Annotated in this window: 19 protein-coding genes; 5 read left to right on the top strand and 14 right to left on the bottom strand. The window is 56.8% G+C overall.

Annotation, left to right across the window (positions count from 1 at the left end; all coding sequences use genetic code 11):
- Positions 1-27: 27 nt before the first annotated feature.
- The 4 genes from clpS to HKX41_01710 all read right to left on the bottom strand — a co-directional run bounded on the left by clpS (position 28) and on the right by HKX41_01710 (position 2,492).
- Positions 28-342 carry an ATP-dependent Clp protease adapter ClpS gene (gene clpS / locus HKX41_01725; GenBank protein NNC22880.1) on the bottom strand — a complete coding sequence of 105 codons (315 nt, stop codon included), beginning with the start codon at positions 340-342 and terminating at the stop codon, positions 28-30.
- Positions 343-665: 323 nt separating this feature from the next.
- Positions 666-1,682 (bottom strand): phosphate acyltransferase PlsX, encoded by a 1,017-nt coding sequence (gene plsX, locus HKX41_01720; GenBank protein ID NNC22879.1) that lies wholly within the window; start codon positions 1,680-1,682, stop codon positions 666-668.
- 47 nt (positions 1,683-1,729) lie between these two features.
- The gene (gene rpmF, locus HKX41_01715) at positions 1,730-1,912 is read right to left on the bottom strand and encodes a 50S ribosomal protein L32 (protein ID NNC22878.1); all 183 of its coding nucleotides are present in this window, start codon (positions 1,910-1,912) and stop codon (positions 1,730-1,732) included.
- A gap of 55 nt (positions 1,913-1,967) precedes the next feature.
- Positions 1,968-2,492, bottom strand: coding sequence for a hypothetical protein (locus HKX41_01710; protein NNC22877.1), 525 nt, complete (start codon positions 2,490-2,492; stop codon positions 1,968-1,970).
- Positions 2,493-2,592: 100 nt separating this feature from the next.
- On the opposite strand from HKX41_01710, the gene maf reads away from it, so the two are divergent.
- Positions 2,593-3,177 carry a septum formation protein Maf gene (gene maf, locus HKX41_01705; GenBank protein ID NNC22876.1) on the top strand — a complete coding sequence of 195 codons (585 nt, stop codon included), beginning with the start codon at positions 2,593-2,595 and terminating at the stop codon, positions 3,175-3,177.
- Here maf and HKX41_01700 read toward each other — a convergent pair.
- Together HKX41_01700 and HKX41_01695 are read right to left on the bottom strand one after the other, a co-directional pair.
- Complete coding sequence (locus tag HKX41_01700) at positions 3,161-3,826, bottom strand: HAD-IA family hydrolase (GenBank protein NNC22875.1); 666 nt, start codon at positions 3,824-3,826, stop codon at positions 3,161-3,163. The two genes, maf and HKX41_01700, sit on opposite strands and share 17 nt — an antisense overlap.
- A gap of 32 nt (positions 3,827-3,858) precedes the next feature.
- Positions 3,859-4,803, bottom strand: coding sequence for an RluA family pseudouridine synthase (locus tag HKX41_01695; protein NNC22874.1), 945 nt, complete (start codon positions 4,801-4,803; stop codon positions 3,859-3,861).
- A gap of 285 nt (positions 4,804-5,088) precedes the next feature.
- Between HKX41_01695 and HKX41_01690 the strand changes: the two genes are divergently transcribed.
- Positions 5,089-8,001, top strand: coding sequence for an Rne/Rng family ribonuclease (locus tag HKX41_01690; GenBank protein ID NNC22873.1), 2,913 nt, complete (start codon positions 5,089-5,091; stop codon positions 7,999-8,001).
- A gap of 434 nt (positions 8,002-8,435) precedes the next feature.
- Positions 8,436-10,091: a site-specific integrase gene (locus HKX41_01685; GenBank protein NNC22872.1), complete on the top strand. Its 1,656-nt coding sequence runs from the start codon at positions 8,436-8,438 to the stop codon at positions 10,089-10,091.
- Between the two features lie 55 nt (positions 10,092-10,146).
- On the opposite strand, the gene HKX41_01680 is transcribed toward HKX41_01685, so the two are convergent.
- Positions 10,147-10,566 (bottom strand): hypothetical protein, encoded by a 420-nt coding sequence (locus HKX41_01680; GenBank protein ID NNC22871.1) that lies wholly within the window; start codon positions 10,564-10,566, stop codon positions 10,147-10,149.
- On the bottom strand, positions 10,563-11,477 hold the full coding sequence (locus HKX41_01675) for a hypothetical protein (GenBank protein ID NNC22870.1): 915 nt from the start codon (positions 11,475-11,477) through the stop codon (positions 10,563-10,565). Before HKX41_01675 ends, HKX41_01680 begins: the two co-directional genes overlap by 4 nt.
- Before the next feature lie 218 nt (positions 11,478-11,695).
- On the opposite strand from HKX41_01675, the gene HKX41_01670 reads away from it, so the two are divergent.
- Both HKX41_01670 and HKX41_01665 read left to right on the top strand, forming a co-directional pair.
- Entirely contained in the window at positions 11,696-12,691 is a 996-nt protein-coding gene (locus tag HKX41_01670; GenBank protein ID NNC22869.1) for a hypothetical protein, read from the top strand.
- A gap of 377 nt (positions 12,692-13,068) precedes the next feature.
- The gene (locus tag HKX41_01665; GenBank protein ID NNC22868.1) at positions 13,069-14,313 is read left to right on the top strand and encodes a DNA cytosine methyltransferase; all 1,245 of its coding nucleotides are present in this window, start codon (positions 13,069-13,071) and stop codon (positions 14,311-14,313) included.
- Between the two features lie 2 nt (positions 14,314-14,315).
- Here the strand turns inward: HKX41_01665 and HKX41_01660 are convergent, their stop codons facing one another.
- The 6 genes from HKX41_01660 to HKX41_01635 all read right to left on the bottom strand — a co-directional run bounded on the left by HKX41_01660 (position 14,316) and on the right by HKX41_01635 (position 21,753).
- Complete coding sequence (locus HKX41_01660; protein ID NNC22867.1) at positions 14,316-15,251, bottom strand: restriction endonuclease; 936 nt, start codon at positions 15,249-15,251, stop codon at positions 14,316-14,318.
- 140 nt (positions 15,252-15,391) lie between these two features.
- Complete coding sequence (locus HKX41_01655) at positions 15,392-15,898, bottom strand: low molecular weight phosphotyrosine protein phosphatase (GenBank protein NNC22866.1); 507 nt, start codon at positions 15,896-15,898, stop codon at positions 15,392-15,394.
- Positions 15,895-16,662, bottom strand: coding sequence for a 3-deoxy-manno-octulosonate cytidylyltransferase (kdsB, locus tag HKX41_01650; GenBank protein ID NNC22865.1), 768 nt, complete (start codon positions 16,660-16,662; stop codon positions 15,895-15,897). The genes HKX41_01655 and kdsB overlap by 4 nt, the downstream gene beginning before the upstream one ends.
- Complete coding sequence (locus tag HKX41_01645) at positions 16,655-17,677, bottom strand: tetraacyldisaccharide 4'-kinase (GenBank protein ID NNC22864.1); 1,023 nt, start codon at positions 17,675-17,677, stop codon at positions 16,655-16,657. The genes kdsB and HKX41_01645 overlap by 8 nt, the downstream gene beginning before the upstream one ends.
- Entirely contained in the window at positions 17,649-19,535 is a 1,887-nt protein-coding gene (msbA, locus tag HKX41_01640; protein NNC22863.1) for a lipid A export permease/ATP-binding protein MsbA, read from the bottom strand. The genes HKX41_01645 and msbA overlap by 29 nt, the downstream gene beginning before the upstream one ends.
- On the bottom strand, positions 19,456-21,753 hold the full coding sequence (locus HKX41_01635) for a DNA internalization-related competence protein ComEC/Rec2 (GenBank protein ID NNC22862.1): 2,298 nt from the start codon (positions 21,751-21,753) through the stop codon (positions 19,456-19,458). Before HKX41_01635 ends, msbA begins: the two co-directional genes overlap by 80 nt.
- Between the last annotated feature and the right edge of the window lie 14 nt (positions 21,754-21,767).

Here is a 21,767-nt window from a genome sequence, read left to right as displayed (position 1 = left end):
TAGCTCTCTACGCGCTACGCCGGCGCGTCAGGCTTTCTCCATCGTACATAAAAGCGGGTGCTGGTGAGCACGCGCATGATCGTTGACCATTGCGACCTTGGTCTCGGCAATCTGTGCGCTAAACGTACCTGCGATCGCCTTACCATGTGTATGCACGGTCAACATGACCTGTGTTGCCCGATCGCGATCAAGGTTGAAGTAAGTTGTCAGCACTTCGACCACGAAGTCCATGGGCGTGTAGTCATCGTTGTGCATGATCACGTGATATTGCGGCGGTGGCTGAACCTCGGCGTCGCTCGGTGCAAGCGCCGTATCGCCCTCGCCTGTTTCGGGATTCACCATGAGACCGCTAGCAAACCGATGGGTTCAAACCGCATTGAAAACAGCCGATGCATCTGATCTGACGACCTCCGGCACATCTCGCCATACCGCTCCTCGTCACTTTCTATATTGCGACGTCGGTCAAGGTTTACAACAGGGCAACTACCGACCCGTTATAGCAATTTATAACTGGGTCACCATAGGGCAAGCCGGCACGATCTAGCGGCTCAGCATCGACACTATTTGCCAGCATCGGTTGGAGACAGCGCTGTGTGCCGGATCGCCGGGTCACCAAATATCGCCCGGCAAGCACCTGCCATGCTGTAACGCACAGAGGCGTCGAATCAGGGCTCGCCCAGATTTTCGGCGAGCAAGCTCCGAATCCGGCTCGGCACCCCTTCGACAACTTCGGTGCGCGCTACGCTAATCGCGCTCGCAAAGGCCACAGCGTCAGCGTCGCCGTGTGACTTGACCACTGTTCCCTGCAAGCCAGCCAGCGTTGCCCCGTTATACTGGCGCGGATCGACGCGCCTCCGGAAGCGTTTCAACACCGACATGGCGCACAAGCCGGCAATCCGCGTCGCCCAACTCTTGGAAAACTCGGCCCGCAGGTATTCGGCCATCAGTTTGCCGAGCCCCTCGCTGGTTTTGAGGGCAACGTTGCCGATAAAGCCATCACACACCACCACATCGACTTCGCCGATATAGATATCGTCACCTTCGACGAATCCGATGTAGTTCAGTTCACTATCATTTAGAAGGCTACCCGCCTGCTGGACCTGCGGGTTACCTTTTATGTCCTCGGCGCCAATATTCAGCAGCCCCACGCGCGGCGATTCCAGCCCATACACGGCCCGCGCGACCACGGCCCCCATGACCGCGTACTGAAACAATTGCTCGGGCGTGCATTCGGTGCTGGCTCCCAGGTCGAGCATCAGCGTGCCACCCCGACGCGACGGGATCGGAGCCAGAATGGCCGGCCGATCAATGTCGTCCAGCGTCTTGCAAACGAACCGTGCTGTGGCCATCAGCGCGCCGGTGTTACCGGCCGAGACACAGGCCTGGTCATCACCCGCTTGCACGCGATTGATGGCCACGCGCATCGAGGAATCTTTTTTCTGCCGCAGCGACGCCGACGGCGACTCCGACATACTCACGATCTCGCTGGCCTCCTGAACGTTCAGGCGGTTGCGTATATCGTCACTTATACGGGCCTGATTGACCAGCGGCTCGAGAACCTCGGTTTGACCCACGAGATCGATTACCAGGTCGGCATGGTGCGTCAAGCTGGTAACCGCAGCGTCAACGGCCACACACGGCCCCTCGTCGCCACTCATGGCGTCGACGGCGATATGAATCATCGGCATTGGCGAGTCCGGCGACCGGCGCCGGCGAATTGGCGGGCTGGCTAGTCGTCGTCTCCAGTTTCAACGACCTGTCGACCACGGTAAAACCCATCACGGGTTACGTGGTGACGACGATGTGTCTCGCCCGTGGTTTCGTCAGTCGAGACCGTGGGGGTCGACATCTGGTCGTGGGTGCGACGCTTATCCCGCTTTGAGCGCGACTTACGATTTTGCTGTACCGCCATAAAACAGTCTACTCTTACTTCGGTCGCCATCTGGCGCAGCGACCTGTTCAATCCATTATCTCAAATTTGCAAACGGCCGCCAGCGATCTTCCCCTTGCGCACCGTCGTCAATCTCATCCGGCTTATCCGGTTTTTCATAATTGGCCCGGCATTCCGAGCGATCACAGTGTAGTGCCTGTGGCAAGGCCAGCAAAATCTCGTCGCCTATCAGGCTACGCGGATCCAGCTTCCCGCCTTCGGCGATCGTGGGCTCGAACTGACGCGGCACACCCGCCGCCTGCTCGTCACTAGCCACGATTATACTGTTGATATCAGCGCCACCCTGATGGTTGAAAGGCGCCAAACATCGATCACATGCCACCAAAGCGGCATATTCTACACGACCACTAACGTGTGCCCAGCGCTGCTCGTCTTCAAAAAACTGCAGTCGCACATGGATCGCCGGGGGATCGCCCGCGGCCGGAGGGTCGCAGGCTAATTCAGCGACCCGGGGCACTTCCGCCAGCGCCAAGCGCGCCTCAAACACTTCGCCGCGCTCCGCAACGTCGCGGTAGTCAAGTTCTTCCGGTAATGCCGTCATAATCCAACCTCCGCCAACGTCCGAAACATAGCTTATTTTCAACGCGCTGTTTGGTCGATAGGCTTGCGCTCTACGATCGCCTTTTCAAGGAGCCTGGCACGTGTCGCCCCATATCGTACTGGCCTCCAGCTCGGCTGGGCGGCGCGAACTCTTAAGCCGCCTACAGATTCCGTTTTCGGCAGTCTCGCCCGATGTCGATGAGACCGCATACGACAACGAGCCGCCACCTGCACTGGCCGAGCGACTAGCTCGAGCCAAGGCTGAAGCCGTCGCCGCCGAGTATCCACAATCGATCGTCATCGGCTCGGACCAGGTTGCCGACGTCGACGGCACCGCCGTCGGCAAGCCCGGCTCGCTGGATGCCGCCCGGCAACAACTACGTGCACAATCCGGCCGCTTGGTTTTGTTCCACACGAGCGTGGCCGTAGCCGCACCCGACCTATCCGAAAGCAGGGTCGCGCTCGAAACAGTTAAAACGACGTTCCGGCCACTGACCGACGCACAAATAGAAGCTTACATCCAAGCCGAAGACCCAACCCAGACAGCCGGCACACTGAAATCGGAAGGCCTCGGGATCACGCTGCTCGCGGCGGTTGAGTCATCCGACCCGAGTACGCTGATCGGCCTGCCGCTGATCCAGTTGACCGACCTGCTCTCAGAACGCGGGATCAGCCTGCCGTCGTAACCGCCGCCTGACCGGCCAGCCAGCCGGGCAATGCGGTGACATCGGTGATCAGGTCGGTCGCACCCGCGGCGCGTAAGCGGGTCGCGTCGTGTACGCCACAGGTTACGCCGAGCACGCTGACGTCCGCGGCTCGCGCCATGGCGACGTCGTATTCGGTGTCACCGATCACAAGTGCGTCCTGCGGCTCAGTCGCCGTGCGCAGCAACAAATCTTCGACCATGGCCGGCGCCGGTTTGGCGGCGGACTCGTCGGCACAGCGCGTCTGCGAGAAATACCCCCGGCAATCGGTCGCGGTCAAAACCTGATCGAGTCCGCGACGCGATTTGCCGGTGGCCACGGCGAGCTCGTAGCCGCCGGCGATCAGGCGATCCAAGGTGGCCAACACACCCGGGAAAAATTGCGCTCTAGTGGCCGCATCGTCGCGATCGGCCCGCTGCGCCGCAAGCTGTTTGTGAACCCGAGCCGGATCCCGATCCGGAAAAAGCCGCGCCAACACATCGTGGATGCCCAGCCCTATCAGTGAACGCAATTGCTCAGGCGAGCGTTCGGGCAACCCTGCACGCTGGATGGCGAGTTGCATCGCGCCGACGATCTCGCCCGCCGAATCCATCAGTGTTCCATCCCAATCGAAAATAATCAGGCTGGGCATAACCGCACGCGCGCCATCAAGCGCCTCGAAATTCATTCCCACTGTAGACCCAAACGCTGCATCACAGCCGCCAGGTCATCCGCCAATGGCACATGGGTTTGGAGCCATCCTGACTGGCGTGGCACGGCCATATCGCGTGCATGTAAAAAGGGCCGCTTCAATCCCCATTGCCGCCAGGCCGCAGCGCGTTTCGAGTCACCGTAGCGCCGATCACCGGCAATGGGACATTTAAAATAGGCCGCGTGGGCGCGGATCTGATGCTTGCGGCCGGTCAACAGACCGACCTCGAGCAACGTCGCATTCGAGGATCGCGCCACCACCGTAAACACCGAAGTCGCCGACTTACCGTTGTCCGGATCAACGATAACCCGCGGCTCACCGCCAACCATGCCGTTGCGGTCGAGCGGCTGGTCGACACGCGTCACATCGTTCGGCCAGATGCCATCGACCAGCGCCAAGTAGGTCTTACGAGCGCGCGCATCGGCGAGTGCCTCGGCTAGTTCATGCCGTGTGGGCCGCGAGCGCGCTACCAGCATGGCACCGCTGGTGCCACGGTCGAGTCGGTGTGCCAATTCGAGGTATTCGTCCGGCCGGGCCGCGCGCAGGCACTCGATCAAGCCGAAATCCACACCACTGCCCGCGTGTACCGGCATATCCGCGGGCTTCGCGATCACCAGGTGGTCCGGCGCCTCACTTTGAATGGCGGCTACGGCGCGCTCGATCATCGCGTCCGGCGGCCGCACTGCGGTTCGGCCGGTATCATCACCAGTGCGAAGCGGCGGCAAACGAACCTGATCGCCAGCCACCAGCCGCCTGGACGGGCGACCGCGGCCGCGGTTGACCCGGACTTCACCACTGCGAATCACCCGATAGACACGCGAGCGAGGCACGCGCTTGAACTGGCGTCGGATGAAGTTATCCAGCCGCATGCCAGCATCGGCTTCGGCCACGTCGATGTAACGAACTTGAGGTTGCACGGTGCGATAATTACACTATATGGGAACGCGCGCTTAGTGCGTCAGCGTGCCGCATACGCTGCACAATCGAAACAACGTGGGCTACGCGACACGCGCTCAATGTAGCAGTTGAGCCGATACCACCCAAGCCGCGTCGCAGACGAATACAACCATTTACGCGCTCCTGCTTTATGCAATCACCCGCGTCCACCCAGATACCTTCGACTGCTCCGGCCGCTATAGGCCCGTGCGTCGTATATCGCGATACGTGGTATGGCAGTCGAGCGCCGCTCGGAAACAATCTTCATGAAACGAATTTTAGTCAACGCAACCCAACCAGAAGAGTTGCGGGTTGCCATAGTCGACGGACAGAAGCTCCATGATCTAGACATCGAAGTCGGCAATCGCGAGCAGCGTAAAGCCAACGTCTACAAAGGCAAGGTCACGCGCGTCGAGCCAAGTCTCGAGGCGGCTTTCATCGATTACGGCGGCAATCGGCACGGTTTTCTACCGCTCAAGGAAGTTGCCAGTCACTATCTCCAGAACACCGCCAGCGACAACGTCAAAAACTCCCTGACCCAAGGCCAGGAACTGATTGTCCAGGTGGAAAAGGAAGAGCGCGGCACAAAAGGCGCGGCGCTAACCACGTTTATAAGCCTGGCCGGTCGCTATCTGGTACTGATGCCGAACAGCCCCCGCGCCGGCGGTGTATCGAGACGCATCGAAGGCAACGACCGCGAACAGCTCCGCGAGACCCTCAACGAAGTCACCGCACCGAGCAATATGGGCGTGATCGTGCGCACAGCCGGTGTCGGACGCCACGCCGATGAATTGCAGTGGGATCTCGATTATCTGGTCGAGGTGTGGAATGCCATCCATGCAGCCGCTGACAAGAGCAAAGCGCCATTCCTGATCTATCAGGAATCCAACATTATCGTGCGCGCTCTGCGTGACTATCTCCGCGATGACATCGGCGAAGTGGTTATCGACGACCAGGATGTCTACAACACCGGGCGTGATTTCATGCGCCAGGTTATGCCCGGTGCGCTCGACAAGCTTAAATACTACGACGACGCGACACCGCTTTTCTCGCGTTTCCAGGTTGAGTCGCAAATCGAGTCGGCTTTCGAACGCGAGGTCCAGTTGCCCGCCGGTGGTTCGATCATCGTCGATCATACGGAGGCCATGACGTCGATCGACATCAACTCGGCGCGCGCGACCAAGGGCAGCGGCATCGAAGAGACCGCTTTCAATACCAACCTGGAAGCGGCCGAGGAAATTGCTCGCCAATTGCGGATTCGTGACCTCGGCGGTCTTGTGGTTATCGACTTCATCGACATGGACGAGTCGAAACACCAGCGCGAAGTTGAAAACCGGCTTCGCGAGTCCGCCCAGTCCGATCGCGCACGCGTTCAAATTGGTCGCATCTCGCGTTTCGGACTGCTCGAAATGTCGCGGCAGCGTTTAAAACCCTCGTTGTCGGAGCACGCCAGCCGGGTCTGCCCACGCTGCAGCGGTCGCGGCACAATACGAAACGTCGCTTCTCTCGCGCTTTCATTGCTCCGGGTGCTGGAAGAAGAAACCACCAAACCGGGCACCGGCCGCGTCGTACTGCAGGTGCCCGTCGATGTCGCGAGTTTCTTGCTCAACGAAAAACGTAGTGAGATAGCGGCCTTGGAAAGGCGCGCCAGCACGGATATAACCGTCGTGCCGAATGCCGCGTTCGACACGCCGTACTACGAGATCCGACGCGTACGTAGTGACGAATCCGACGAAACCGACGGGATTACGCGCAGTTACCGACTCGCGAGTAGCGCGCCGGAAACGGACAGTGCGCCCGACCCCATGGAATACGGTTCCAAAACGAGCCGTGAAACACCTGCGGTTAGCCGGATCAGCCGACCCCAAGCGCCCTCGTTGACACACTCGAAACCAGCTGCCGGACTACTCGGCTCGCTGCCGAATTCATGGCAGGCCGTGCGTGTGACGCTCCGGAAATTCCTGGGCGCCGAGACAACGAGCGAAACAGCAAATCAAAAAGCGCAAACCACCGATAACGGTGACGCAGCCGCGACCGGCGGCAAGTCCAACACAGGCACGGGCAACACAGGCAACGATAACCAGCAACGGTCATCGACCAAACAAGACAACGCCTCGAACGACCAGCGGCAAAGCAACAACCGCCGCGGTGGCCGTAACCGGCGCGGCGGGCGTGGCCGCAGCAGCCAGAAAAACAGCACCGCGAATCAGACGAGCGGCAACGATAGCCAGAAAAACGATAACCAGAAAACGGCCGCGGATAATAGTTCGTCCGGTAAAACCGGCAGCGCGAATCAGACCAGCAAGCAGTCGAACAAAAACAATCAAACCAAGCGTGGTGCCGGAAACGATAATGGCAATGGCGCCTCTAAGCAGCAGGCCAACGCCAACAACAACGGCTCCAAGAAAAACACTAACCGGTCATCGAAACAAACCGACAGTGGGCAACAGACGAATCCCCAGACCAAACAGGATTCGAACGCCCAATCAGCGACACCGACATCAAACGCCAATACCGAACAACCCGAGACAACGGCTAAACAAGCCGATAGCACCGGGCAAGCCAACACCAACAAATCGGATTCGACCCGGACCCGCCGGCGGCGCCGTGGTGGCCGTGGACGGCGCAGTGGGCGCGATCGCAACAGCAATCAAGCCAACGAACAGCAGACTCAGAGTGAGCAGTCGGCTGACACTCAACAAAAAGACAAGGACGCCGAAGCCGAAGCAGCGACTACTGCGGCGCCCAAAAATAACGACACCGCCGGCCACGACAGCGGCAATGACAACGCAGAGACCAATCAGACGAACGAGCGTTCATCGTCGGCGCAGAAGCAAAAACCGAAACGCCGTGGCAACAACAACGCCAATAACAACGACACCGACAACACGGCCAATAAAACGCCCGCTAGCGAACCCGCCAGCGAAAGCGAAGGATGGTCGGCGATCGAAGCCAGCGACAACGCACGACAGGCCTCGAACGAGCCAACCGGCCATAAAAAGCAACGTGCCGATAACAGCGATAGCGAGCGCGCAGACGGCCAAGTAGCGTCAAGTGCTGCCGCGGACGCAGCTGATGGGCCGGTCGCAAACAACAAGTCTGGAGCCACCGAAAGCGAACCGACGTCGTTGCGTCAGGTCGAAACAAAATCGGCTGACGACGCACAGCACTCGTCGTAACCGGCTACCGGCGCGGTCGATGATCCTCGACCGCGCCGGGCCGCGCACTCAGCGCGGCGCTAGGTCGGCGCGGATACGCTCCATCATCGTATCGGTGCCGGCATCAATCATCGAGAAAACGTGTTCGAATCCCGCCGTCTCCACCAAACATAACGTAGATAACTGATCTTAAAGCATTTTCTTAAATGGCTTGCCTCGCTGATTCACATTGCCTTACACAGCGAGGTACTGCCATGTCCCAGCCCTCATATCTCCGAAGAATCAACAACACGTTTTATTTCAGAATCGCCTACCCCAAGGTCTTGGGTGATCGACTACACTCGAGGGAGTTTTTAAAGAGTCTAAGGACTGGGGACTTGCGCACCGCAAGGTACCTTGCTTGGAATCTAGCTCGTATATTCACGAATTTTTTTGAGAGCAAAGACCTCGAGCATATGCACGCCCAGAACGTTCGTAAATTCTTAAAGGACCACTACGAGAAGTATCTGAACGGCTTCAAACTATGCCTCATGCGCCATCCTGAATACGATCTATCTATCCTGGATACGGCAGTAGACAAGGGCTATGCATCTGTCGATGAGCCGTCTCCTGAGATCGTCAAAAGAGCAGCGCAAAACTATGACCTTGGAGCGACGTCAGAGTACGACTACGCGGTCGTCGCTCAACAAGTGGCACAAAGCATCCGAGAGGCAGTCAAGCAGATCTCGGACTTCTCTCGTCAGCTAAGACGATTTGAGGTTGACGAGGATGAGGAAACTAAACGCATTCTAGCCAGTGGAAAATACAGCGAGTTTCCTGAGGCCCTCCTGGAGGAGTATGCGGGGGCAATTGCCGCGTACAGAGCTATCGATACACAGGAGCAAATGAAAAAGGTCAACGACCGCTTGGTGCAATTCATGGAAGCATCCGGCTTCAAATCAAGCGGCACCTACCCTACGCCTCCAGAACCGAAGCTCGCGGAGGTAGAGGACTTCGTTGCACCCACACAAGGCCAGGACACCGAAAATCAGGGCGGTGTCGAACAGACCTCCCCCCGACAGCTGATCGAAGACTTCTTCGATGCTAACGAAAGCCGGCTCAGTGATGGTTCGATCAAGAATTACCGGGCTATCTTCGATCGTCTCGTCGCATTTTTGGGAGAGGATTTCATCATGGAAACCTTCACCCATCGGCACGCTCGGGAGTTCGAAAAATTCCTGCGAAAAATGCCGAAAAACCTCAACAAAGACCCTAATTTCAGGAACCTAAGCCAGAGAGAGCTCTTTGACCGTTTACAGGTTTCGAAAGGCGTTGATCTCCTTAGTGAGAGGACAATCCGGAATTACATCACGAAGATATCGACACTCTTCTCATTCGCCTCTACACGCGGCTACACAAGTGAGAACTTCTTTAAGGGCTGGCTTCCGAGCACCAAAAAAGACGCGAGCCAAACTGCGCGACAATCGCGCTTCACTGACAACGAGGTGCTCGCCCTCTTGCCGTCCAATGAAGACCTGAAAGAACTGAAAAAAGACTATCAAAAATGGATAGTCCAGATCGGCGCGTACAGCGGCATGCGTCTAGATGAGATCTGCTCCCTGCATATTGGGAATATTCGCGAGATCAATGGCATCCCCTGCTTCGACCTAACACAGACCTATCCAAGGCAGTCCTACAAGACCCCCAGCGCCTTACGAATCATCCCGATACATGATGAGTTAATTCAAGCGGGATTCCTAGAATTCTGGAGAGCACGTAAACGAACGCATAGTGAAGACCAGCAGCTTTTTGTGCACTGCACCTACACGGGCGGTAAATTTTCTAAAAACGCCAGCAGATGGTTTAACGAGTCCCACAGAGGCCATCGCGGTTGGAAAGGATTAAAAGGCATAAAAAATGATGAGAAACGGAAACTAACTTTCCACTCTCTTCGACATACATTCGTCAGTAAAGCTCTCGAACAACAAGGGGCAGCCCCCATTCACCTGATACAGTTTCTCGTAGGCCACGCCCCGGAAAACATCACGGTTGGCGTGTACGGACGAGGCGCCACCCGAGACATAAGCGATCTTGCACGAATAGTGAACGCAATAGAGTATCAATCCGATTGAGATTAGCTCCATTGGGCGGTGAACAATCACCGCCTCGCAGAGAAAGAACGTTTTTTTAAGGGTCGAGAGATCGAAAATTTTTCGGTCTCTGGCGACGGTGTGTACGAACGCCTTCACCATCGCTTTGCTTACGCTTAAGTTTGCGCCGCTCGATGAACTCTACAGCCAGGAATAGTGTCAATCCCCCGAAGACGACCAGGGATGCCAGGTCGTCGTCATCAGCCCATTGTCGAAGCATCGAGTCCGGCATACGGTATTCAATCTCTGTATCAGGTAGAGGATCCAATTCCGCGCTGAATACTTCCTCCAAAGAGACATCGCCCCTCAAAAACGGCAAAAGATACTTTGGGTTTCGAAGTAAATAGTCAATCACTTTGTCTTTAATAGTTGGAGAAAGATCGCCAAGCAGCTCGCTCAACCAGTCTTTCAACTCCGAAAGTGAGATCTCCAACTTGTCCAAAATTGAATCAATCATGAAGGCCCCCTCCGATACTTGGGACCTGAACCGCCGGGTTTTCTTCCGGCATCCTGAACATGCGGTGCCAGCTCCAGTAAACCCCGAATCTTTTCGGGGTCATCAAGCAACTCGGATACCTTTCTTTGAAGGTCCGGGTCGTCTTTATAGCTTCTCTCGATCCGGTTTCTCTGGCGGTTTATTTGCCTCTGATCCCCCGTATCGGTAGCGAATGCCAATTTTCTCAGGCGGTTGAGGGTATTCGGCTCTAATCTCTCACTAAGATATAGATCAATCGGTAATACTTCCCTTTCCTGGTTCTTCTCTTCGAGAGATCTCCGGCGATCCTGTCGAGCCCCTAAATCCGTTCTTTCTGGCTCGTAGCGTCGATTATCAATACCAAATTCAATGTTTGCAGCTTCAGTAAAAGCAATTTTCAGGTGTGAGAGAAATTGCCGCTGCTTCAGAGACCTGACAGTCTCTAGACTGCCGTCTTGCCCCTTCCAAACGTTTGCGAAAACTAGGTTGAGATGACTGTTTTCTTGATTGTGTGCGTTTACGAAACAATTGGCCAAGAGAGCCTGATAAGGCAAGTCAAACCGTTCTGCCAGGGTCTTCAAAACGGTTTTGGCTACCGATTTCCATTGTTGCTTGGTGGGCCTTATGTCGAGTGGAGAGGGCAGAACCAGATTGAAACTCACCTGCTGAGCCGGAGGTCGACCTCCCTTTTTGCTCCGGTTGAGGGCATCTAGCTTCTGAGCTCTTTCGCACGCTTCATAAGCGAGCCTTGTCGCGTTGCCATGAAGAGGAATGATCTCCGTCTTCTTATGGTTCGGGTGGTTCGAGTCTGAAAGATACTGCGCATAGTTAACAGTCTCGCTTTCAGTTTTCAGTGTCTTAGCGACTACGGTCCAATTCTTAACTCCTTGCATAACATCATTTTTTGTTTCCTATTTATCGTTTTACCACGCCACAAAGTTTTGTCAAATCAGCTTGTTGAGGTTTTTCAAGATAGCAAACCCCCTTCGGAGTTTGCTTCTTGTTGGGGGAAATCCCCCAACCCCCCTGTATTGACAAGCCCGCAAAATATGATAGCTGGTATATATTGGCTACTTGTAGTCAATTTCGAAAAACAATAAGGAGAAAAGCTATGGAATGCACTATTTTATCTAATTTTTTCAGCAACCTACCCCACAAGCCGTATTGCTCTGATGACTTGCAGTACGGTTTAGAGATCCTGCCCAAAAAGCATGTGTCCGAAAAAAAATACGTCCAGTTCAATCCTCCTGGAATAACTCGATATATTTGCTTGGACATCGACGGCGACGCCTTAGGCGCACTGGATACAGCAATTGCACCTCAGCCGAATATCATAACTCTTAACAGCTCCATACGGCCTGGTGAAAAAGGCCCCAGGGGACATCTACTGTATGAGCTTCAGACTCCTGTCAACACAGGAAAAAACGGGCGACTACCTCCAAGAAAACTCCTTCACTCAGTTAAGAGAGGCCTAACTGGCTTGTTGGGGGCAGACATTGGCTACCAACATTTTATTACCAAGAACCCTCTCTCTCCCCAGTTCAACGGAATCCCTATTCACGATAAAAAATGGGAGCTTCTGGAGCTGCTGGACTGGATACCCGACGAGCTGACCAAGGCTCGCACTCCCACCACTTCCGAAAGTGCCTTGGGGCGAAATTCGGCTCTCTTCAGAAGCTCAAGACACTTCGCTTACAGTATTGTTGGAGGCTATAAGGAGAGAGGGCAAAGAGATGGTTTTGAGGATGCGGTTTTTCAATTTGCGTACCGTGCGAACCAACTATTTTCTGATCCGCTAGGAGAAAAGGAAGTCCGCGCAATAACGAAGTCTATAAGCAAGTGGAGCTGGAACAGCTACGATCCCTCGCGCCCATATCGTTTGGGCATTCTTACGCCCGAGCAGAAACAGTTCAGCGGCACAGAACGCCAAGCAATCGGAGCTCACCACACGAACAGCAAGAGGCGCGAGGAGAGCGGGTCTAAGCTCCAAGCAGCAATTGACAGTGTCAAAGAGTCAGCAGATAACCCTACTCAAAAAAGGGTTGCGGAAAAATCTGGACTATCACTAAGAACCGTCAAACGCTACTGGGCTCAGTTAGTTGATTAATGCAACTATGGTGACAGAGAGTTATACATCAGGTAACAGCGCTCTGGACCCCCCCAGCCGCTATCGAGAGCGCTCTTACCTTGCTATAGTTCGAAGCAGCAAACATCGACAATCATTTTTGCATTTTTGTTTGTCATTATTTGACTTCTGATAGAGTCTTATGGACACTAAGACACTCACAGATCTTGTTGCCGCCGGAGCCCACGTGGTCGCGATAGAGCAGCTCAACGGATTCATACTGGAAGCATCGCTGAATCAACACTCCTCGCGACTAGTCTCGCAGAGAGGCCACACGCGAGTATTCAAAACCTTGGACGCGCTAACACGGGCAGCCAAAGAAGCCGGTTGTAATTCATTTGAAGTTAGGCTGACGGAAAATGAGAAGACCCACTGCTATTGACCTTTTTGCCGGAACTGGCGGTCTATCTGCTGGGCTAATCAGTGCAGGCTATGATGTCGTTTTTGCCAATGAGGTCGAAGAAGCCTTTGCGCAAACTCTCAAAGGCAATCATCCATCCACTGAAATTTCAGTCCAAGACGTTCGTGAAATTGACCCAGCAAGAATCAGGCGAGGATTGGCTCTGGAAAAAGGCGAACTCGACTTCCTAGCGGGCGGCCCGCCCTGTCAGGGCTTCTCTATCAATGCTCCGATTCGTTCAGTTGAAGATGAGCGAAACCATTTGTTCCTTGAATATCTAAAGTTTGTGAAGGAGTTTCGCCCCAAGGTAGCCGTAATCGAAAATGTGCCAGGGATGGTATCCTTTGAAAAAGGCAAAACCATAAGAGACATTTTCCTTGCACTTGAGGAACTTGGGTACACAGTTGGCGTTCGCATCGTATTTATGCCGCACTATGGCATTCCACAGATGCGTTGGCGTACTGTTTTCATAGCAACCACCCAACCCATTCAGCCAGAATCACTGTTCCCTGTCCCAACCCACTTTGCTTCAGGACGGCCAAACTTCGGCACCAAGTTTGCCGGCAATCAGCTTACTCTCGATCTTGATTACGTGAGACAGGTTGCAAACTATTCGAACCACACAACGATAGATGAGGCCATTGGCGATCTCCCGCCTATCGACAATGGTGGAGGAGAGTTGATCCAACCCTACACGCAGCAACCAACCTCCGAGTATCAGACTCAAATGCGTCGGGACAGTAATGAACTAACCAACCATATATGCGCAGGTTTAGGCCCTTCCAACACCGCAAGGCTCGAACACATACCCCCCGGTGGCTCTTGGCGCGACATACCATTTGACCTGCTTCCAAAGGGCATGAAGAGGGCCAGGAGATCGGATCATACAAAGAGGTATGGACGCCTTCACCCTGACGGTATAGCAAGTACGATCCTAACTAAATGCGATCCCCACTGGGGAAGCTACATTCATCCGGACCAAGACCGCGTTCTTAGTGTTCGTGAAGCAGCACGCCTGCAGGCTTTTCCTGACCACTACCGCTTTTACGGGAGTCTTGCAGAGCAATACAAACAAGTGGGCAACGCGGTCCCCCCAATGTTCGCCGAACAGTTGGGGGCGCGTGTTTTAGCGCAGCTTTCCGGCCACGCTGAAGAATTACCAACAATCGGGGAAGGCGTTCAACAAAACCTCGCACTCGTATGAGCCTATAGGAAGCCTTGGAGCTTTTGATCAAATTGCTCAGCTACTTCTTCAAATTGACGGCTCACAAACGCATCCGAAACTTCTGAGAGCGGTAAGTGCACGGTTCGACACTTCTCTAGTGCACGGATTTGACCACTTGGGACAGGGCGCCCCAATACATAGGTGTGCACCGACAAGACATCTTTTCGCGCCTGTGGCGAAGTGGGCAAGTTTCCCAAAACAGATTCAAATTTTTGGAAGACCGCCTCGGGAACGATAAAGAAAAACCCTCTGCACCTCTCAACATCCTGATAAATGTTGCCTTTTCTGAGAATCTGCGGGATGAGACGCTTATGCACATTGGCCCAGTTCAAGCCATGCCCAGAGTTCGGAATATAATGCTCAGGATCTTCCCTGACTCGCATTTCGCTATAAGCTAGCTGACACTCCCGATAGTTATTGGTTATGTCTATGCTCTGCACTTCGATGCCGACGAAGTCTTTCGGAACCAGCTGGCCATTTTGACAGGCATAGCGTTGAAGTACCCAGTCCATACTCAGCTTAGCTTCACCAGGAACTCCAACCTCATTCCCCGACCCTTGACCAAAGGCGACGACCGCCTCCTGATGTTTGAGCGCCTCAGCTCTTAATTCACTGGTAGTTCCACCTATTACGAACGGGAGTGCTCCCCAAACCTCATCAGCCACCGTCCGCAAGGTTCGAAACGATTCTGCATAAAGCCTTTTAGGGCACACCACAACTTCAGTGCCTGGAGTCTTCTGATTACCGTTGGAGACCGAGCAAACACCGTAGACAATAGACTGATCACTATTGCTTTTAGAGCAGATCCCTCCAACGAATGGACACTCCGCATTCCTGTGATACTCACGCGCAGTATCGCTTAAGTCATCCGACTGATAGCCGAACAGCTCAGTGATGTCTTTCCCCTTCGCCCTCATTTTTTTAACCTCTTATTTTTCAGAGGTTTTCAGTAGATCAGATAAAGTAATTAGTGTCGATCCGTGGTCTATACCAACACCGATCTCAGTGGCAGCGGTTGTTCCAGCTATTAAGGAGGCTGTATCCTATACACGCTCAATTACACATCAGCTGAACCAGCGATAGCGAGTTTCTTTATAATCAGTACGTTATGGTGAAATTGGGGAAGACAAAACCGGAGTTCAACTCCCGCATCGCCACCGGCGTAGGGATCGGGCACGCCTTCCTCCGATTCCTCGTCGTCCGGACACCAATGCGTGAACAACGACACGCGGTCGCCAGCCACACCATTGACGGTTGCCATGACACATAGGTCGGCATGGTTCTCACCGTCCATGGCAATCACATAGTCGTAATCCGCCAAATCGGCCGCGGTGACTTGGCGAGCGCTCAGATCATCGATCGACACGCCGTGCGCACGCGCGGTTGCTCGCGCACGGCGGTCTGGCGTGGCACCTACATGCCAGTTACCCGTGCCTGCCGAGTCGACCACAACGTGCGATGACAGGCCGGCGGCGTCGACCTTGGCACGCAGCACGCCGTGTGCTGTCGGCGAACGGCAAATGTTGCCAAGGCAAACGAACAAAACGGATACGCGATGGGTCATGGCTTGTCACTTGGTTGAAGATGGGCGGACACGGCATCGAGATCGGCAGCGACATCCACACCCGGCCCGGGTGTTTCACAAGCATCGACCACGGCAATGGCCTGGCCGATCGCCAGTGCTCTTAGTTGTTCCAGTTTTTCCAGTGTTTCAAGGCTGGCAGCCGGTGCAGCCGCCAGCGTGCGCAATGCGCCCACACGATACGCATAAATGCCGATATGCCGACGCGCAGTCACTGGCGGGCGATCCACGTCACCGTCCCGGTCGCAAGGAATGGGCGAACGACTAAAATAAAGCGCGCGACCGTCGTCATTAGTCACTACCTTGACCACATCCGCACTTTGCCAAGCGTCAGTGCTGGTGATCTGCGTAGCCGCCGTGGCGAGATCGGCGCCCGGGTCCGCCGCGAGGGTGGCCGCAACCTGCTCAATCAGCACAGCCGGCATCAGCGGTTCGTCGCCCTGGATATTGACCACGATCCGCATTTCGGCCCAGCCAAGCCGCTCGGCGACCTCGGCGATACGATCGGTGCCCGAGTGGTGGTCAGCGCGCGTGATCAAAGCGTCCGCGCCGGCCGTGCGTGCCGCGTCTGCAACGGCCGCATCGTCGGTAGCAACAAGCGCCTCGAGCCCCGATGCGAGGACAGCACGCACCGTATGCGCGATCAGCGGCTCGCCCGCGATCTCGCGCAGCATCTTGCCCGGCAAACGCGTACTCCCAATGCGCGCGGGCACGACCACAATGGGTGGTTGTTCTGACTCAGTCATGATAGCGAGTAATAACGCGCTCGATAGCCGACACGAGCGTTGCTTGAAGGGCAGGCGCGAACTGTGCTTCCACTGGTATCGCCCAGGCACGGGCCGCCGCGCGCGCTGGCCACTTGACTGCATCTTTTTCGGTCATCAGGACCGGCACGTCATCGTCATCGACCAGCACGTCAGGCGCTTGCCCGTGGTCTCCGGGCTGCCAGGCAGTAAACGTAATATCGGCGGCCTCCAACATAGTGAAAAATCGACTGGGCTGAGCGATCCCAGCGAGCGCCGCTACCGGCCGCTCACTGAATGCGGCAAGCGTGGCGCGCTCGCTCGTTGCAATATTTTGCGGCTGCCCGGCGACCATTACAAAGTCCTGCCCCTGCCCTCGTGTCACGACAAAATCTACACTCGAAAGCCGTGCGGGCGCTTCGCGCAGCGGGCCGGCCGGCAGACATCGACGGTTACCGAGGCCGTGCTCGCCATCAACCAGCGCGATTTCGAGATCACGTGCGAGCCGCAAATGTTGCAAACCATCATCGGCCAGCACAACGTCAACACCGAAGGTTTCGACCAGCCGCCGTGCGCCGCGCACCCGGTCGGGGTCGACAACCACCTGTGCCGAGGTGCGACGCGCGATCAACACCGGCTCGTCGCCAGCCTGCGCGGGATCCGACGCAGGCGACACATCCATCGGATAAGTTGCCGCCTGGCACCTCGTAGCCCCATAGCCGCGTGCCACCACACCGACACGCCAACCGCGCTCGGCTATCGCCTGCGCGAGTGTAATCACCGTCGGTGTTTTGCCGTTACCGCCAACATCGATATTGCCCACCACGATGACCGGCGCGCCCACTGCGTATCGAGTCAGCCAGCCACGCGCGTAGGCGTGGCGCCGCAACGTCATTGCCCGTGCATAAAGCCACCCGAGCGGCGCAAGAAGCGGGAACGGCGTATCGGCGTACCAGTGACGAACCAGCCAGTGCCGCAGGCTCTGCCGGTCAGTCCGCACGTCCGAACTGACCGTCATACAGCCCCTTGTAAATACCGCCACGCGCGAGCAATTCATCGTGCGTGCCCGTATCAACCACATGACCATCGTCGAGCACCACAATCTGATCCGCGTGGGTGATCGTCGACAACCGATGGGCGATCACGATCGTCGTCCGCTCGGCCATCAAATCGGCCAATGCGGCCTGGATTGCATGCTCGCTGTCGCTGTCGAGCGCCGAGGTTGCTTCGTCGAGAAGTAGAATCGGCGCATCCTTGAGAACGGCACGCGCGATCGCCAAACGCTGACGCTGGCCGCCCGACAGCCGGACGCCGTTTTGACCGATTTCCGCGTCATAACCGCCAGGCAACTCGGCGATGAACGCATCAGCCCGCGCACGCTCGGCTGCTGCAATGACATCTTGCCGGCTGGCATCCGCAAGTGCGCCGTAGGCGATATTGGCCGCCACGGTATCGTTGAACAGCACCACCTCCTGTTCCACCAAAGCGATTTGATGCCGCAAATCAGCCAATGCGAGATCGCGTGTATCTACGCCATCAACTGTAAGCCGACCATCGGCAGGATCGTAAAAACGCGGCAACAACGACACCAGCGTCGATTTACCGCTGCCGGAACGGCCGACAATTGCCACGGTCTGACCGGCAGCAACCGTCAGATCCACACCACGAAGAACGTCAGTCTCAGTTTCGGGGTAGCGAAACCAAACATTGTCGTAGACGACATGGCCAGTCGCCCTGGTCAGGCGTGTGCGACCGCCCGCACTCTCGCCGGGCCGGTCGAGGAATTCGAATATAGCGCTGGCCGCCGCCATACCCGTTTGAAGCAGCGCGTTGACTTGAGTCAGATGTTTCAGCGGCCCCATGATACCCAGCATGGCGCCGAAGTAGGTCGCGACATCGCCCGGATTCATGACCCCGCCGCCGGTATCACGAACCGCCAACGCCACCACGAACGCGACCGCCACGGCCCCCAATATCTGGGTTACCGGCACACTGGCCGCGCTCGTCGCGGCCTTACGATTCGCCATGCGCCGGTTATGTTCGTTGACCTCGTTGAAAGCCGTTTCCTCGGCTGTATGGCCAGCAAAGATCTTGACCACGCGCTGCGACTTAAGTGCTTGCTCACTCAAGTGCGTGATATCCCCCATCGCACGCTGGATGCGTTCGCTATAGCGTCGGAACCGGCGTGCCACCCAAGCCAGCACCAGCGCGATGGGCGGCGCCACGGCAAGTGTGATCAGCGTCAATGACCAGTTAACCCAGAACATCAACGCGCCAAAGCCCAGTATGCGCAGCGAATCCTGAACCATATACATGACCGCGCGGGTCGCCGCGCCGCGCAATTGGTCCGTGTAATACGTCAGTTGCGCCGTAATGCGCCCAGTAGTCTGACGGTCCAGGAAGCGACTGGGCAACACCAGGCAATGCCCGAACAAATCGCTACGGATCCGAAAGATAACCCGGTTGGCGATGACTTCGAGGCCATAGTTGCCGCCGAAGCCCGAGATGCCGCGCACACAAAACAAAGCCAGGATGGCAAACGGCAACCATCGAATCACCCACGGATCGCGGTCAACAATACCACCGTTTAGAAGCGGCTTGAGGGTGTAGATCAGCGCTGTATCGGTGCCGGCATAAACCGCCATCGCCAACCCGGCGCCCGCCAACATCGCGCGGTAACGCCAGGTATAGCTAAGCAGTCGCGGATAGAGTTGCCGTGTCGACTCGCGGTCGGCCGCATCGTTTGACGCCAAGTGCACTCCAAAACCCGAGCGCCTTTGCGGGCCGGGCCAACAGTTAATGGGATGAATTATAAGACACAGGCCAACGTGGTCGTTGCCACAGGCGACGGTGCACGGCACGCCAGCGTGATACATCGACGTGCTCGCCAACATTAACCGTGATCGCGCCCGCAGTCGCGGTATTGGCGATTTGGACATTTCGAGCTCGAAGCCGATGCAGCACGACCGATGCCGGAAATCCCCAGCGGTTATGCCAGCCGGCCGAAATCAGCGCGTAGCGCGGATCGACAGCATTCAGAAAAGCATCCGAACTCGATGTCGCGCTGCCATGGTGAGCCACAACGAGAACATCGGCAATAATATTGGGCTCGCGTCGGATCAACGCGCGCTCCTGCGAGGCTGCGAGATCCCCGGTTAGAAGCACGTGCCGACCGCCGTTCGAGGTAATGCGCAGAACACAGGAGCGGGCATTATCCGAGCCGGCTAATTCAGCCTCGCGCGCATTCGGATAGACGAATCGGAACGTGACCCCGTCCCAGCGCCAGTGCTGGCCAGCGCGACAGGGATGTTGACTTTGGGCGCCCCGGCGTTTGCGAACATCCAGTGCCGTGCGAATTGCAGCCGCGCCGCCCGAGTGATCGCGGTCACCATGGCTCAGCGCCAGAGCATCAACTCGATTAATCCCCAAATACCGAAGATACGGCACCACAATGGCTTGGCCTGCGTTGAAGCCGCTGCGATACGCCGGCCCGGCATCGAAAATCAGTGTATGTCGAGCAGTTCGCACAACGTTGGCCGCGCCCTGACCGACGTCGAGCACGCTCAACATAAAATGACCGGGGGCCACCCGCTGATCGGCGGGTTGCCAGCCCAAAACCGTCGGACCAAGCAACACCACCCCGAGCCAGCGCGCGGGCATACCGCGCGGCGCGAATAACCAGATGAGGCCGACGAGTGCTAACACCAGCGCTGCCAATCCAGGCACCGCGAGATGCGTAGACATCCCGGGCAACCCGGCAATCCAGGCCAGCGCTACCCAGCCCTGCGCCAACACCCAAGCGACGACATGCAAAATAGCAGCGCCAAGACTCGGCACGACCCAGGCCGTGGCACACGCAATTAGAACTGCAGGCACAAAGATCGCAGCAGCAGGAATTAATACCGCGTTAACCAACGGCGCGATCAGCGACGCTTGGCCGAAAAACCAAAGTGTAAACGGCATCAGGCCAGCAACCACCCCGACCTGGACGAATAACGCTTGGCGCCAACGCGAGCCAGCTGCGGGTCGAATCAAATACAGCAGCCAGGCGACCGCCCCAAACGATAACCAGAACCCGGGCGCGAGTATCGCGGCGGGCCAGAGAATCACAACGATGATCGCTGCCAAAGCCAACAAGCGACTGCGTTCCACCGAGCGAAGCGCGAGTGCACCGAGCATTGCCGCGGCGACCATCACCAGCGCTCGTTCGGTCGGCAAAGCGAAGCCAGAAAGCGCGGCGTAGCCGCTCGCACCGGCCACCGCCGTGGCAACCGCAGCCCATTCGGCCCACCGCCCTGGTCGCAACCGGAGCACAAGCCAGCGTGTGATGAAATACAGCCAGCCGGCGATCAAGCCGATATGCAGCCCCGAGATCGCCACCAGATGTGTCGTGCCGGTACGGCGAAGCACACGCCATTGGGTATCCGTTATATCGCTACGGGCGCCAAGCGCGAGCGCTTCAATGAGACCGGTTGCCGGCCCATCGCCGAGCGTGGCAATCAGCTTGTCCTTCAGGCGGGCTCGCAAACGATCAACCGTCCACACCGCTCCGTCATCACAGCCGAAGGCATGTTTGATATAGCCAGTCGCAGCGATGTTCTTGCGCCAGGACCAGGCCTCGTAGTCGAACAGACCGGGATTGGCCGAGCCATGCGGGGTTTTGAGCTTGGCTCGCACATCGACACAATCGCCCGGTTTCAGATCGGGTGCATCCTGGTACCAGCTCAAACGCATTGTGCGGCCGTTATTGCCGGCCAGTCGAAAGCGCGTGCGCCAAGGCAGCTTTTCCGGCAAGCCAACCACATAGCCGACAACGCGGTGTATCTCGCCTGTATGCCCTGTCGGCCACAGGCGTGCTTGATGGGCATGGATCGACCAGGTCGCCCAGCATGCCGCAGCCACGGCGACCAACCACAGCACCCGGCCCGGCCATCGCCAAAGCATGGGGAAAAGCGCGGCGACAAACCACCACCACGACAGCGCGTGCGGCCAGTTATAGACACACGCAACCACGCCAACGACGACAATCGCCAACGCACGTGGATCGCACGCCAACGTCCGGACGGCGCGCGCAAGGCGCTGCTCAAAACGCATTGCTAGATTGTTAT

This window comes from Salifodinibacter halophilus (genome assembly GCA_012999515.1).
GTDB lineage: Bacteria > Pseudomonadota > Gammaproteobacteria > Nevskiales > Salinisphaeraceae > Salifodinibacter > Salifodinibacter halophilus.
Note: the sequence above shows the minus strand (reverse complement) of the source record. Positions and strands in the feature narration are given on the sequence as shown.